The organism is Radiobacillus kanasensis, assembly GCF_021049245.1.
Lineage (GTDB): Bacteria > Bacillota > Bacilli > Bacillales > Amphibacillaceae > Radiobacillus > Radiobacillus kanasensis.
Window position 1 is genome coordinate 2,838,454 of record NZ_CP088020.1, and the last position, 15,912, is coordinate 2,854,365.

The 15,912-nt window shown below is 41.8% G+C and carries 13 protein-coding genes and 1 riboswitch; all 13 genes read right to left on the reverse strand.

Annotated elements, in window-relative coordinates:
- Nucleotides 1-12: 12 nt before the first annotated feature.
- Nucleotides 13-1,551 carry a 2,3-bisphosphoglycerate-independent phosphoglycerate mutase gene (gene gpmI, locus KO561_RS14865; protein WP_231094054.1) on the reverse strand — a complete coding sequence of 513 codons (1,539 nt, stop codon included), beginning with the start codon at nt 1,549-1,551 and terminating at the stop codon, nt 13-15.
- Nucleotides 1,551-2,306: a triose-phosphate isomerase gene (gene tpiA / locus KO561_RS14870; RefSeq protein WP_231094055.1), complete on the reverse strand. Its 756-nt coding sequence runs from the start codon at nt 2,304-2,306 to the stop codon at nt 1,551-1,553. Before tpiA ends, gpmI begins: the two co-directional genes overlap by 1 nt.
- Nucleotides 2,307-2,324: 18 nt before the next feature.
- Nucleotides 2,325-3,506 carry a phosphoglycerate kinase gene (locus KO561_RS14875; protein WP_231094056.1) on the reverse strand — a complete coding sequence of 394 codons (1,182 nt, stop codon included), beginning with the start codon at nt 3,504-3,506 and terminating at the stop codon, nt 2,325-2,327.
- 102 nt (nt 3,507-3,608) lie between these two features.
- Entirely contained in the window at nt 3,609-4,616 is a 1,008-nt protein-coding gene (gene gap, locus KO561_RS14880; protein ID WP_231094057.1) for a type I glyceraldehyde-3-phosphate dehydrogenase, read from the reverse strand.
- Nucleotides 4,617-4,644: 28 nt separating this feature from the next.
- On the reverse strand, nt 4,645-5,679 hold the full coding sequence (locus tag KO561_RS14885) for a sugar-binding transcriptional regulator (protein WP_231094058.1): 1,035 nt from the start codon (nt 5,677-5,679) through the stop codon (nt 4,645-4,647).
- Nucleotides 5,680-5,815: 136 nt separating this feature from the next.
- Entirely contained in the window at nt 5,816-6,055 is a 240-nt protein-coding gene (locus KO561_RS14890; RefSeq protein ID WP_231094059.1) for a glutaredoxin family protein, read from the reverse strand.
- 1 nt (nt 6,056) lies between these two features.
- On the reverse strand, nt 6,057-7,340 hold the full coding sequence (rpoN, locus tag KO561_RS14895) for an RNA polymerase factor sigma-54 (RefSeq protein WP_231094060.1): 1,284 nt from the start codon (nt 7,338-7,340) through the stop codon (nt 6,057-6,059).
- 507 nt (nt 7,341-7,847) lie between these two features.
- On the reverse strand, nt 7,848-9,089 hold the full coding sequence (locus KO561_RS14900; RefSeq protein ID WP_231094061.1) for a homoserine dehydrogenase: 1,242 nt from the start codon (nt 9,087-9,089) through the stop codon (nt 7,848-7,850).
- 12 nt (nt 9,090-9,101) lie between these two features.
- Complete coding sequence (gene acsA, locus KO561_RS14905) at nt 9,102-10,787, reverse strand: acetate--CoA ligase (RefSeq protein WP_231094062.1); 1,686 nt, start codon at nt 10,785-10,787, stop codon at nt 9,102-9,104.
- A 16-nt stretch (nt 10,788-10,803) separates the two neighbouring features.
- Entirely contained in the window at nt 10,804-11,544 is a 741-nt protein-coding gene (locus KO561_RS14910) for an ABC transporter ATP-binding protein (protein ID WP_231094063.1), read from the reverse strand.
- Between the two features lie 15 nt (nt 11,545-11,559).
- A complete protein-coding gene (locus KO561_RS14915; RefSeq protein ID WP_408004876.1) occupies nt 11,560-12,309 on the reverse strand; it encodes an ABC transporter permease in 750 nt (249 codons plus the stop codon).
- Nucleotides 12,310-12,426: 117 nt separating this feature from the next.
- Nucleotides 12,427-13,431: an aliphatic sulfonate ABC transporter substrate-binding protein gene (locus KO561_RS14920; RefSeq protein WP_231094064.1), complete on the reverse strand. Its 1,005-nt coding sequence runs from the start codon at nt 13,429-13,431 to the stop codon at nt 12,427-12,429.
- A 248-nt stretch (nt 13,432-13,679) separates the two neighbouring features.
- The gene (locus tag KO561_RS14925; RefSeq protein ID WP_231094065.1) at nt 13,680-15,482 is read right to left on the reverse strand and encodes a PLP-dependent aspartate aminotransferase family protein; all 1,803 of its coding nucleotides are present in this window, start codon (nt 15,480-15,482) and stop codon (nt 13,680-13,682) included.
- Nucleotides 15,483-15,716: 234 nt separating this feature from the next.
- Nucleotides 15,717-15,824: riboswitch (SAM riboswitch) on the reverse strand.
- Nucleotides 15,825-15,912 lie beyond the last annotated feature (88 nt).

Consider the following 15,912-nt stretch of genomic DNA (forward strand, 5'->3'; position numbering starts at 1 on the left):
TTTCCTTGTGCTTTATTTTTTAATAAGGGATTGGCCGGTCATTTCCTTCGGTTGCTCGACTCCTAAGAGATCTAACAACGTTGGAGATAAGTCACCTAGAATCCCGCCATCTCGTAATTCAATACCCTCTTTTGTCACAATGACTGGTACAGGGTTGGTGGTGTGTGCAGTCATCGGCTTGTCATCCATCGTCACTACTTCATCCGAGTTCCCATGGTCCGCCGTAATAATAGCATGCCCACCCTTTTCGATAATTTTATCGACAATTTTTCCTAAGCATCCGTCGACAGTTTCAATCGCTTTAATCGTAGGTTCTAGCATACCAGAGTGACCGACCATGTCTGGGTTGGCAAAGTTCAAGATGATGGCATTTTGATTTCCTTCATCTAGTTCCTTTAGCAACGCATCTGTTACTTCATAGGCGCTCATCTCTGGCTTTAAGTCGTATGTTGCGACTTTTGGTGAATCAATCAGAATTCGTTTTTCACCAGGGAATTCCTTTTCACGTCCTCCACTCATGAAGAAGGTAACGTGCGGATATTTTTCCGTTTCGGCGATACGTAACTGATTCAGATTGTTTTGCGCTAACACTTCACCTAGTGTGTTATCTAGGTTCACTGGTTCATACGCGACAAAGCCATCTACCGTTTCACTAAAATTCGTCAACCCTACGAAGTGAAGATCTTTAGGTGCTTTTGATCCACGGTCAAAATCTCTAAAATCTTCATTCGCGAACGTGCGAGAAATTTGGATAGCACGGTCTGGACGGAAGTTATAGAAAATAACCGAGTCCCCGTCTTCGATCGTTGCTTTTGGCTTTCCGTTTTCGTCTGTTAATACAGATGGAAGTACGAACTCATCGAAGATTCCATTTTTATAAGAATCTTCGACGACTTCAAATGGATCTTGGTAAGCAGGGCCTTCACCATAAACCATAGCATCATAGGCTTTCTTCACACGGTCCCAACGCTTGTCACGGTCCATGGAATAGTAACGTCCAGAAATGGTGGCTAATTCTCCAACTCCATATTCCTTCATAACATTCAAGGTTGCCTCAATATATTGTTTCGCTGATTTTTGTCCTACGTCACGGCCATCTAAGAAACCATGTACGTAAACCTTCGTAAGACCTTGTTTACTTGCCAACTTGAGCAATGCATAAAGGTGCTCGATATGGCTGTGAACCCCACCGTCGGATAAAAGACCAAAAACGTGTAACGCATGATCGGTATCCTTGGCATGGTTAATCGCGTTAAGTAACACTTTGTTTTCATAAAAATCGCCTTCACGGATGGATAGATTTACTCTTGTTAGACTTTGGTAGACGATTCGTCCAGCCCCAATATTCAAGTGACCGACTTCCGAGTTTCCCATTTGCCCTTCTGGCAAACCAACCGCTTCTCCTGATGCTTGAAGCTCGTTATGCGGGAACTGATTCCAGTAACGATCAAAGTTTGGCTTATTTGCTTGTTTAACCGCATTCCCTTTTACTTCATCGCGGAATGCAAAGCCGTCTAGAATAATGAGAGCTGCCAGTTTATCTTGGCTCATTATTTACCCGCCTCCACTAGCTTTAAGAACGAGTCTGCTTCAAGGCTTGCGCCACCAACTAATGCACCATCAATATCGGACTGTGTTAATAGCTCATCGACATTTGCTGGTTTTACACTTCCACCGTATTGGATACGAACCGCTTCTGCAGCATCTGTGGAGACAACATCTTTTACGACGTTACGGATATGTGCACAAACTTCATTTGCTTGCTCGGAGCTAGCTGTTTTACCAGTTCCGATTGCCCAGATTGGCTCATAAGCAATGATGGTTTGTTTCACTTGCTCTTCGCTTAAGCCTTCTAAAGCTTTTTTCACTTGACCCTCTACAAGCTCATTCGTTTGGTTGCTTTCACGTTGTTCTAACGTTTCCCCTACACAAACGATGGGCACTAAGCCGTGTTGGAAAGCGGCGTGCACTTTTCTGTTCACGGTTTCGTCGGTTTCTGCAAAATATTCACGACGCTCGGAGTGTCCTAAGACAACATAAGTAACACCAATGTCCTTTAACATAACCGGGCTAACCTCTCCAGTGAATGCGCCATTTTCTTCAAAGTGCATGTTTTGCGCAGCAACTTTGACTGGTGTTCCTTCTGCTTTTTGTACTAGTTCAGAAAGATAAGGGAATGGTGCGCAGACAACAGATTCTACTTCCTCAAAAGAAGGAACCTGCCCCTTTGTATCTTCAAGAAATTGAACGGCTTCACTACGAACTTTATTCATTTTCCAGTTTCCCGCAATGACCTTTTTTCTCATTCGATCTCACCTCTCCTATTATTTATCTGATAAAGCTTCCACACCAGGTAGAGCTTTTCCTTCCATAAACTCTAAAGAAGCTCCTCCACCCGTAGAAATGTGGTCCATTTCATCCGCTAAACCGAATTTTTCTACAGCTGCTGCTGAGTCTCCACCACCGATTACTGTGTAGCCTTTCGTTGCAGCAAGAGCATCGGCAACTGCTTTGGTTCCTTTGGCAAATGCATCGATTTCGAATACACCCATCGGTCCGTTCCAAATTACAAGCTTAGAGTCTGCCACAATTTCTGCGTACTTTTCTCTCGTTTTTGGTCCGATATCTAGTGCTTCCCAATCTGCTGGAATTTCTTCGATGCTTACGATTTGTGTATTGGCATCGTTTGAGAAATCATCTGCTACGATAACATCAACAGGCATAACCATATTGACGCCTTTGTCTTTTGCTTTTTGCATGAATTCTTTAGCTAAATCAATTTTATCTTCTTCTAGAAGAGATTTCCCGATTTCAAAGCCTCTCGCTTTCACAAATGTATAAGCAAGACCACCACCGATAATGAGGTTATCTACTTTATCTAAAAGATTTTCGATAACACCGATTTTATCTTTTACTTTTGCACCACCAATAATGGCAGTGAATGGATGGTCTGGATTTGATAATGCCTTTCCTAGAACATTTAATTCTTTTTCTAGTAAAAACCCGGCTACCGCAGGTAAATGATCCGCAATACCAGCTGTTGAAGCATGGGCACGGTGTGCAGCACCGAATGCATCATTCACGAAAAGGTCAGCCATGGAAGCAAACTGTTTCGCTAATTCAGGGTCGTTTTTCTCTTCTCCTGGTTGGAAGCGAACATTCTCAATTAACAAAACATCTCCATCTTGCAGCTGAGAAATAGCTTGGCTCACTTCATCGCCATACACTTCATCCGTTTTGGTTACGGTTTGACCTAATAAATCGCTAAGGCGTTTGGCAACAGAATCGAGTCGTAAATCTTCTGCTACTTGGCCTTTCGGACGTCCCAAGTGACTTGCTAAAATAACTTTTGCACCTTGTTCGACTAAGTATTGGATCGTAGGAAGTGCAGCACGAATTCTCGTGTCATCACTTACCTCACCGTTACTTAGAGGAACGTTAAAATCTACACGACAAAACACTTTTTTACCTTTTACATCTACGTCACGAATCGTTTGTTTGTTCATTGCGGATTACCTCCTTCATGTCTCACTTTCCATATGTAACCGACGGATGCTTGATAAGGGAAAAAGGGAGGAGAATCATTCCCCCTCCCCTATTTCACTTTCTTATAGTCCTTGTTTTTTAAGAAATACAGCTAAGTCTACACAACGGGAAGAGTAGCCCATTTCGTTATCGTACCAAGAAACTACTTTTACCATGTTGCCTTCCATTACCATTGTAGAAAGTGCATCAATAGTAGAAGAGTTAGTGTTTCCAACATAGTCAGCAGATACTAGTGGCTCTTCACTGTATCCAAGGATACCTTTCAAGTGTCCTTCTGCAGCTTCTTTGAATGCTGCGTTTACTTCGTCAGCTGTAACATCTTTATCTAACTCTGCAACTAAGTCTACTAAAGAACCGTCTGGAGTTGGTACACGCATAGCCATACCATTTAATTTACCTTTTAGTTCAGGTAGTACTAGAGATACTGCTTTTGCAGCCCCTGTAGATGTAGGGATAATGTTTTCTGCAGCAGCACGTGCACGACGGTAATCTTTATGTGGTAAGTCTAAAATTTGTTGGTCATTTGTGTAAGAGTGAACCGTAGTCATCATACCGCGTTTTAAACCAAATTTATCGTTAAGTACTTTTGCGAATGGTGCAAGACAGTTTGTTGTACAAGATGCGTTAGAGATAACGTGGTGGCTACCTGCATCGTATTTGTCTTCGTTAACACCCATTACTAGTGTAATATCTTCGTCGTTTGCTGGAGCAGAGATTACTACTTTTTTAGCGCCTGCATCAAGGTGTTTTTTCGCATCTTCACGTTTTGTGAAGCGTCCAGTAGATTCGATAACTACCTCTACACCAAGATCTCCCCATCCAAGATTTGCTGGATCGCGTTCAGAAAGAACTTTGATTTCTTTACCCGCTACAACTAAGTTCGTTCCATTTACTGTCACTTCTTCTTCTAGCTTTCCGTGAACAGAATCATATTTCAATAGATGTGCTAGCATGTTAGCATCTGTTAAATCGTTTACCGCAACAACTTCTACCTCGTTGTTTTTAAGTGCTTGACGGAATACGTTACGGCCAATACGTCCAAAACCATTAATACCTACTTTTACAGTCATTGATATTTCCTCCTTAAGAAATCTAAATTTATATTAAAAGGGATGAGTCCCCTAATAAACGATGTGCAGCAGCTTCGTCCGTAATGAGGACGTTGCTTTTTCCTTGCTTGAAATACGATTGAATCGCAGTAGCTTTCGATTCACCACCAGCGATTGCAATCACACAGTTTGTGTGTGCCAAATCCTCTAGCTGCAATCCTACTGTGCGCACTTTATACACGACATCCCCATCTTCATTGAAGTAATATCCGAAAGCCTCACTGACCGCTTTCCGAGACGTAATCGTATCTAGTACTTCTTGCGATGCCTTTCTTCGCTTGGCCATCGTCCATGCATCGCCAATTCCGTGAATAACAACATCAGATGCCTTAATGAGTTCCAAAATTTCTATAATGGAAGGCTCTGCAATAATGGACTGGTAAGATTCTTCCCCGATTGGGTCTGGAACATACAATAATCGGTACTTTCCATTTGCTTTTTTGGCCATTTCGGCACAAATGGAATTAGCTTGATTTTCTACTCGTTCTCCAAGTCCACCTCTGGCTGGGACGAACATGCAATTTTGCGCATTTTCTAACGGTGTCATCATCTCCGCAACAGCAGTCATCGATGTACCACCCGTCACCGCAACCGTTTGATTGGATTGAAGAATCGAACGTAAATAACTTACACACGCTTTACCCATTTCTTGTTTTACCCAATCATGATCATCACTATTACCAGGAAGGACAATTACATGATCTAATTGAAGCTTTTCTTTGACCCTTCGTTCGAGTGTACCGAGTCCAGCGGATTCCTTCATGAAGTCGGCAAGCTGTTCCAACACTTTATTGCCTTCTGGTGTTAGGTGCATTCCTTTCGATGTTACGTGGATAAAGCCTTGGTTGCCGAGAAAATCAATCTCACTTCGAATCAATCGTTCCGCCATATCAGTATTGTCTGATAAACTTCGCCGACCAATTGGCTCAAGCAAATGAATCTTGTGTAAAATGTTGTACCTACGCTGCATGATATCGAGCAGATCTGGGAATAATTTTTTTTGAAGATCTATTAGTGCTCGCATGTTTTAACTCCTTCATTACGACTTGGGATGTTTTTGTCCCTGCTAGTCATATTCTGTCCCGCATACAGCAAAAGAATACTACTTCCCTTTCTATTTTAGCAGATTGATTTTTTATCCACAACTATAATTCTACAAATTAACCAATATTTAATACTTGCTTTACACGGTCGATGTCGATTCGACCATAATCAATCACTTCTCCATCATGTTCTAGGACTGGAATCATGAGTTGATACTTTTCTAGAATTTCGTCGTCTTCATAAATATCTATCTCTCGTATCGTTATATTCAAATCATCTTGAAAAAGCTCCAACAAGAGCTTAGCTTCTTCACATAAATGACATTCCCTTTTTGTATAGAACAAAACTTCTTTCACGTTAATTTCCTCGTTTCTTTCTATATTTAGATGATAGAATCCCCATTTGTTCTCGGTACTTCGCGACTGTCCTTCTTGAAATCTGAATGGAGTAGCTTTCCTGTAATTGCAGTCTAATTTTCTCATCAGAGAATGGCTTATGTCGCTTTTCTTGGTGAATAATCTCCTTTATGCGCTGCTTCACGGAATAGGAAGAAACAAGCTCCCCTTCTTCCTTCATCAAACTTCTTTGCAGAAAAAATTGCAAAGAAAATGTTCCATGAGGAGTTTGCACATACTTTTTCCGCAAAAGTCTACTTACAGTAGATATGTGAACATCTAGATCCTTTGCTAGATCTTTTAATGTTAAGGCTTGTACATAGCTCGGTCCATGATCAAAAAATGCCCGTTGCTTTTCTAGTAATAATTCCAACACACTTTCTAAATGAAGCTTTCGAAATTGAATCGAGGTTTCTAACCAATCAAGCTGTTTTCTTCTTTCCTTTATATATTTTCTCGTTTCCTTATCAAATGAATCCGTTTGAATATATGCCGGATCTAGTTGAAACCTTGGGTTGTTCCAATGGTGGATCCTAATCTCCCAGTTCCCTTTATCATCCTGTTTAACCTCCGCATCTGGAGTTATGTAATCAATGGATGGTCTTGATAGTAATTGACCTGGTTTTGGGTGACATCTTTTAATATGATCGATGCTACTTAGCGCTATATCCTCAGAAACTCCATACGTCTGGCAGATTTCCTCCAAATTGGATTGAGCGACCCAATCCAAATGATGCTTGACGAGCAACAGAGCAACGTCATCCTCTGGATAGTGTGCTTTTAATTGGAGAGATAGACATTCTGTTAAATCACGAGCTCCCATTCCCTTTGGTTCAACGGATTGAATTAGCGTTAACGCATCACTAATATCAGCGTGATCCGCTCCACAGTCCAAAGCCCACTGATCCACTGAAAGGCTTAAATATCCATCTTCATTTAAGTTATCTATTCCATATTCCACTATTTTCATCATGGAATCGGATAGAGAATGATCCACGAGTTGTTCCTTAATTTGATCGTATAAAGATAGGGGTGGATTACTGGTCATTTCACTCACTTCGACATTCGAAGTATGCATTTTTCCTCCGAGCGGATAGTCAATTGTTTCAATCAAAGGATTTTCTTCTGCAACATCTTGAACAAAGTTCATGATTTCGGTTGCATTCATTTGAAGAAGTCCAATGGATTGAGACAGCTTTTGCGTCATTTTCCACTGAAGTGCTTGTGTGAGTGTTTGTTTTTGCATAGTCCACCCTCCTTTATTTATTGTGTCTTTTGCGATTCCAAATGGATTTATTCTTTTGATAGATCCCATTTCCTGTAAGGAAAGTAACATAAGTAACAGGATTTCTAAATAATGAAAGCGTTTCTATATATCTTCACTATATCCCAGAACCCCAGCACCTGACAATCACCTGCCTAAAACTAAACCCATTAAACAAGGTTGGGAGGCAAAGGACACCTGTCCCACCATTCGCCCCTCATAAGCCCACTTATAGGATGTCCCTGCGTATCCTAGTATTGCTTTGAATTAGGTTTCCTCGGGACAAGCATCAAAGAGGTAAACTCGTAGTAGTCGCCTGCCGTGCCCATCGGCATATAACCTCACCACTTACGTCGCAATTTATATAAAACTTGCAACAATATTCACAAAAGTACCCAAAAACAAAATCCGAACTGATTCGAATTCTAATTAAAGAAGTTCGAACTATAGTTCGGATGTAATTAAATCATTTTTGTCCCAGCCTTTTTGTTAAGCTAACTCAGAGGCTAGTGCTAGTGCGTTGGTTAAGCTCTCTTGATTTTCTTCCATTCGATATCCTTTGATATTCGGTTGAGCATGAAGAAGACTGCGGATTTCTGTTTCTTTTCCTGTAACAATCGAACAACTAATGGATTGGCTCTGAACGGTCACCTTCCAATGATTAAGGACCCTTACATTGTTATTTGCAACATCTCCAACTAAAAACCAGCTTTGCTCATCTCGATGGAAGCCTGTTACAAAGCTAACATCTGTAACAGGTGTTTTCTTATTTTGCAGATGGAAAAGGTTTACGAGATCCTCTATAATGGCACTCGCCGTAGGTAACGCTCCCGCTCCTGGTCCTTCTAATTTGACGTTTCCGACGATATCACCTGTTACGATTACGGCATTTTCCACACCTTCCACGGAATATAAAGAGTGCGAACTAGGTAAAAGAACGGGCTCCACTTTCGCTTGTACTTCTTTCCCGACACTTTCCAATGTAGCTACAAGCTTAATTCGACAACCGATCGATTCTGCGGCGATAATATCAGGAAGGGAGATATGACGAATCCCTTGATGGATGACTTGTTCCCAATTGGGCTGCTTTCCATATAAGAGATCCGATAGAACCATTAGCTTATAAAAAGCATCCCAACCATCAATGTCATTACTCGGATCCGCTTCCGCGTATCCTTTTTCCTGTGCCAACCGTAAGGAATCTTCAAAGCTGGACTGTGTTTCTCGAATATCGGTCAAAATATAATTGGATGTTCCATTCAGGATTGCTTCAACTTTTTGAACCTGATTGACCTGGAGCAAGTGCTTCAGCGTACTGATAACTGGAATACCACCAGCAACAGCTGCCTCAAATTCCAAGCGAACCTGATGTTTCTCCGCTTTTTCACGAAGAGTTCCTCCACGATGTGCAATCAGTTCCTTGTTAGCTGTTATGACATGAAAGCCTCTTTCGATTGCTTTCGTTACATACGTAAATCCTGGCTCCACTCCTACAATAGCTTCGATTACCACGTCTAAGTCTGGAATGTTTAAAATGTCTTCGATGTCAGAACTCACAACGACATTCTCGCCAATCTCTCGCTTTTTGCTTGTATTCTTAATTAATACGCCGACGACTTCTACTTCACGCCCAAGCAAAGATTGTAGTCGTTGTTGATGTGTTTGCACCGTTTGGTACACGCCACTTCCTACTGTACCAAAACCTAATAATGCGATTTTCAATGATGACATGTACTTCCCTCCTTACACGTGAAGCTGCTTACTTTTATCAATTTCTTTTTGCTTTAGTTCTCGCCGCAAAATCTTTCCGCTTATTTTTGTCTTTGGTAGTTCATCCATGACTTCAATTTCTCGAGGAGCTGCATGTGCGGACAAATGTTTTCGGACAAACAAGCGGATTTCCTCTAACAGTTCTTCCGATTCTGTAAAACCAATACGTAGTTTAATAAATGCTTTTACAAGCTCCCCACGAACTGGATCAGGCTTGCCAATTACCCCTGCTTCCGCAACAGCAGGATGTTCAATCAGTTTACTTTCCACTTCGAAAGGACCAATTCTTTCTCCAGAAGAATTGATCATATCGTCACTTCTACCTTGGAAAAAGACATACCCTTCCTCATCTTTAAGCGCCAAGTCACCTGAGATATACCATCCATCATATTGGAAGTAAGAAGCAAATTTACCTTTATTGCCCCAGATTTCTTTCATGAGTCCTGGCCATGGTGCGCGAATCGCTAACTGCCCAACCTCTCCAGCCGGTAGCTGGTTACCTTCATCGTCTAATATGCCAACCTCAATGCCAGGGAACGGTCTTCCCATCGATCCTGGTTTAATAGGTTCAGAAGGAAGGTTTACAATAAGATGTCCGCCAGTTTCTGTCATCCACCAGGTGTCATGGATACGCAGGTTCAAGTTTTTCCAAGCCCAATGTACAACTTCAGGGTTCAATGGTTCTCCTACACTCAAGACGTGGCGTAGGGAAGTCAAGTTATACTTTTTATATAAGTCTCCTTGAGACATGAGCATTCTGAACGCGGTTGGCGCACTGTACCATGTTGTAATCTTTAAGTCTTCGATTAATTGGAACCAATTTTCCGCTTTAAAGCGTCCGCCTTGAATGACGATTGTAGCTCGATTAAGCCATGGGGCAAATAAACCATAAACACTTCCGGTTACCCAACCCGGGTGGGAGGTACACCAGTACACATCATCGTCTCGAACATCTAGCACCCATTTACCTGATTGCAGGTGGTGTGTGACAGCGCGATGGGCATGGAGAACTCCTTTAGGTTTTCCTGTAGATCCACTCGTATAATGGATAATCAAGCCATCCTCTGGATCCACCCACTCGGTTAATTCTCCTGCTTCTTGATATGGAGCTGCCTCTATATCTTCCGCATATAGAATCGTTTTTAAGGACGGAATATCCGCACGTGGAACGCGTTGTCCTAGTTCACGATCGGTTATTAATACGGTTCCTCCACAATCATTGATCCGGTCACGAACCGCATCCTCCATGAAAGCTTCGAATAATGGACCGGCAATAGCCCCTACTTTAATGACTGCTAAAATCGCAATATAACATTCTGGATTCTTCGGTAAAAAAACAAAAACACGATCACCCTTTTGAACGCCATGTTCCTTAAGGATACGCGCATAATGATCTGTTTTTTGTTTCACTTCCCGAAACGTATAACTTCTCTTTTCATCGTCCTCTTCATTGACGTAATAGAGGGCGACCTTGTCTCCATATCCATCTGCAACATGACGGTCAATCGTCTCATAAGCAGCATTTAATTTTCCGGATTGGTGGAAGCTTAACTCAGGAGCAGCTTGCTCCCACGAAAAGTCTTTTACAACTTGCTGATAGTTATCTATATTGTAAGTCCCTGGTTTCGGTTGAATGATGCTCAATAGTTGGTCTGTCACGGTGTATCCCCCCAGATTATGATCCGATTTTGACTCGATTTAAATCTAAGCTATCTAATATCTCTGTTTTATAGGTTGCTAGTGTTTGGCTGCCACGGGCACGAGGTCGAGGTTCGTCTAATAATATCTCTCTATCTATTTCCCCCGGCTGGCCACGTAGGATAATAATCCGATCACATAAATAAAGTGCTTCATCAATATCGTGCGTAACCATGACAATCGTAGACTGATAGGCTTCCCATACGTCTAACAGTAAATCCTGTAATTGCATTTTCGTAAACGCATCTAAGGCACTAAATGGTTCATCTAATAGTAAAATCTCTGGGGATGTTACTAGAGCACGAGCAATCGCGACACGCTGCGCCATTCCTCCAGAAAGCTGTCTTGGATAAAGGTGTGCACACTCACCAAGTCCAACACTTTCTAAATAGCGCTTTGCCTTTTCTTCTTTTGCTTTTTTAGATCCTTTTAATCCAAACGTAACGTTCTCCATGACAGACAACCATGGAAGCAAACGTGGTTCTTGAAAAATAAATCCAGTTGTATCGTGTACACCCTTTGCTACGTCATCATTAATCAAAATTTGCCCTTCGTAATCTTGGTCTAATCCAGAAATGGCCCGTAGCAACGTACTTTTCCCACATCCACTCGTGCCTAACAAACCAATGATTTCTCCCGGCTTCGCCGTAAAGGAAATATCGTTTACCGCTGCCTTTCCGTTGAAGGAACGGGATACATGTTGTAATTGTAAACTCATACTTCTTCTCCTCCTTTACGATTTCACCATTCGGTCTTGCCAGTGTAAGGTTTTATTTTCAATCACTTTTAACACCCAGTCTGTTAGCTTTCCAATTATGGCAAACAGAATGATACTCGCAATGATGGTTTCTGGGGATAATGTGTTTTGACCAAGAACAAGTAAATAGCCTAGCCCTTGACTTGCCCCCATTAATTCCGCCGCAACAACGAACATCCAGCCTAATCCCAGTCCACTTCTTAAACCAACTAAGAAGGAAGGGAGTGATGCCGGTAAAATAATTCTGCTTACTAACTGGAAGGTGTTTAATCCATACATCTTTCCAACTTCAATTAATTTTCGGTCTACTCCTAAAACCCCACTCACAATATTTAAATAAACAGGGAAGAAAACCCCTACAGCAATCATGGCGATTTTGGAAGGCTCTCCAATCCCCATCCATAATATGAACAATGGAACCCATGCTAACGATGGGATAGAGCGAAATGCTTGAATAAGCGGATCAAAGATTTTTTCTGCTTTTTGATAAAAACCAACAAGCGATCCTAAAAGGACCGCCGCTAGCGTTCCTAACACAAAGCCAGCAAACACTCTATATGTTGTAATCCCTATATGTCCCCACAGGGAACCATCCTCCGCTAACCCGAGGATGGTTTGTAGGATAACAGTTGGTGCAGGTAATTGATAGGAGGGGAATACTTGAAGCCGACTGAGTATCTCCCAAGCTATCAATAATAGAATTGGCAGGATGCTTCCTAATAAAATTCTGTTATTTAAAAGATTCCTGTTTGCTTTTGTTGCTTTCGTCTGCTTCTCATTTGTCACAAGAACAGATGTAAGTTCTCCCTGATTCTTTGCCACGTTATTCCCTCCTCTCTTTATTTACTCTACAACCTCTTCCGCAAAGGAAGGATCGATTAATTCGTCTGTAAGCTTTTCAATGTCTGCGTCTGCTTTAATAACTTCTCCTGCTTGAAGGACCTTACCAGCTTCAAGGATGGCTGTTTTTTGTACATCACCAGGAACTGGTTGAGAAAAGTCATTACGTTCCATTTGAATTTTCGCTACATCAACCGAAATTCCGGCTTCCTCCGCGACTAACTCTGCAAGCTCATCTGGGTTTTCAATCGCCCATTTTCTAGCTTTTTCATATACTTTAATAACCCGCTCCACATATTCTGGATATTTCTCAGCAAATTCTTCTCTTACGTTTAAGAAACCATACGTATTAAAATCTGCGTTCCGATAGAACAACTCTGCACCAGATTCCAATTCAAGTCGTGCCATATGTGGATCTAATCCAGCCCAAGCATCTACAGAACCAGAAGTTAAAGCAGAAGCTCCGTCGCCATGTTGTAAGTTCACGATCTCGATGTCATCCGGTGAAACACCTTCCGCATCTAGAGTACGTAACAAGAAAATGTATGGGTCTGTTCCTAGCGTTGCAGCGACTTTCTTTCCTTTTAGATCTTGAACACTTGTAATGCCAGAGTCTTTGTTGGTTACTAGTGCTGTCCATTCAGGTTTTGAATATAGATAAACGTTTTTGATCGGTGCTCCGTTTGCTTTTGACATAAGAGCTGCAGCCCCAGCAGTAGATCCAAAATCAACACTGTCACTGTTTAAGAATTCCAAAGCTTTGTTACTTCCTTGACTTAGTGCCCAGGTTACGTCAATGCCATCTTCTTTAAATTCTTCTTCTGCCCAACCAAACTTTTTCAATACTAAGCTTGTTGGTGAGTAGTAAGCATAATCTAAACGGATTTCTTCTGGTTTTTCTGCGGAATCAGCTGATGATGATCCACAAGCCGCTAGCACGACAAGTAAAAGTCCGAACGTTACAATAGCTAAGAAACTTCTAATGTCAATCAATGGTATCTTTTTCATGGTTTATATCCCCTCTTCTTCTATCTCTTTTTTTTAATCTTTTCGCATACTTTGCTTTCTAGCTACAGCAGTTGACATACACTTCGCTTTCCGCGGGCGACCAGCGAGCCTCCTCGCTCGCCAAGACCGCCACTGTAGGGTCTCACTTTGGCCGCTGTTCCCGCAGGAGTCTACATGTATGGCAACTGCTAAATAGAATTTCACCCAAAATACAATTTTTGAGCAGTGCTCCGTAAAAGAACCTAGTTTTAAATCTCACAAGCGTAAGTCGAGATTGTTCCTCTTAAACGCTGTGCTTCTTTATACGTGCATCGGTTGTGTATAACTTGCAAGCCGGCTTCTCTGGCTATCTCTGCAGCTTCTGGTGAGACAACTCCTTCTTGCAACCAGAAGATTTTAGGTTTTACTTTTACCGCTTCTTTCGCAATTTCGATAGCAGCCTCTGGACTTCTAAATACTTGAACAATATCAATTGGGAACGGAACACTTGAGATGTCTGGATACGCTTTTTCTCCCAGTATTTCTGTTTCTCTTGGGTTAACCGGAACAATCTTATAGCCAAGTCTTTGCATCTTTCTCGCAAGACGATGACTTGGTCTCGCTTCTTTTCCACTCAATCCAACAATAGCTAATGTTTTCTGACGTTGTACCGGCTTTCCGTCTTCTTCTATTGTTTCATTTGGAGAATTCAGAGCCCACTTGATGACCCCTTCATCATTGACTACGATCTCCCCTTGCTCATCTTCGGTATCAGTTGCTTTTGCTAACGCTTGGTTTAAATCGTTTTTCAAATCTCTTAAAGATTCAATTCCAACGGATAAGCGAACGAGCTCTTCTTTAACGCCTGTTAATTCCAACTCTTCTTTCGATAACTGCTGGTGCGTAGTGGATGCTGGGTGGATGATTAAAGATTTTGCATCTCCGACGTTGGCTAAGTGTGACCAAAGCGCTACGTTATTGATCAGGCTACTTCCTGCTTCCTTACCACCTTTAATACCGAATACGATAACGGAGCCGAAGCCATTTTTAAAAATTCGTTTCCCAATCTCATGGGCCGGGTGCGTTTCCAAACCAGGATAGGACACCCATTCAACTGCAGGATGATCTTGTAAGTATTCAGCAAGCTCTAGTGCATTTTGATTATGTCGTTCCACTCGTAAGTGCAACGTTTCTAGACCTTGGATTAATTGCCAAGCGTTGAATGGACTTAAGCTCGCTCCAAAGTCACGCAGCAATTGAACTCGAACCTTTGTGCTAAATGCTAATGTTCCAAAATCAACCGCATAACGGATGCCACCGTAGCTTTGATCTGGTTCTGTGAACTGTGGATATTTTTCCGAGTTCCAGTCGAAGTGTCCACCGTCTACGATGATTCCTCCAATTGAAGTTCCGTGTCCGCCAATCCATTTTGTAGCGGAATGGACAACTACATCGGCACCTAGCGTGATTGGCTTACAAACATGTGGTGTGGCGAACGTGTTATCAATAATCAATGGAACGCCTGCTTCATGTGCGATAGTTGCTACTGCTTCAATATCTAATACATGTAAGCCAGGGTTTCCGATTGTTTCCCCGAATATTGCTCTTGTTTTATCTGTGATTGCTTCTTTAAAGTTGTTTGGATCAGTTGGATCTACGAATTTCACATTAATTCCGTATCTCGGTAATGTGGTGGAGAACAAGTTATAAGTCCCACCGTAAAGATTCGTAGCAGCAACAATTTCATCACCTGCACTTGCTAGGTTTAAGATGGATAGCGTGATAGCTGACATCCCCGAAGATGTTGCAACAGCAGCAACCCCTTCTTCTAAAAGAGCTAAACGTTTTTCAAATACGTCAACAGTTGGATTTCCAATTCGAGAGTAAATGTTTCCGGGTTCATCAAGTGCAAATAACCGTTCTGCGTGCTCTGTATCATGGAACACATAAGAAGTAGTTTGATAGATTGGCACTGCTCTTGATCCCGTTGTCGGGTCTGGTGATTGGCCACCGTGTAAAGATAACGTTTCTAAATCATACGTCGTGTTGGTTTGGTTATTTTTTTCTGTCATTTATGATTCCCCCTGAAAGTTTTTGTTCATTTAAAATATGTGTTCAAAAAGGAGGACAAAAAGCGCAAGGAAATTCAAGGCGGCGCTGCTTCGAGTACCGGAATGTATGTTTTTAGATACATGAGGAACGGAGAAGCAAGCCAACGCAGAAGTTCAACGCGATTTTTCCCGGACTTTTTGAACCTCCTCTCATTAAAAAAACCCACTTCATAAGAAGAGGGCGTTATATTCCTCCCCTTATCTTCCAGGATTTCTCCTGCAGGAATTAGCACCTTGTTAAGCAAAAAGCTTAATGGTTGCCGGGCGTCATCGGGCCAGTCCCTCCGCCTCTCTGGATAAGAGATTCATTATTTAATTTAGTTGAAGTTTTTAAACACTCATTAAAAGTTATTCATACTTTACTAGGTTTTTTCTGTTTTGTCAAAACATT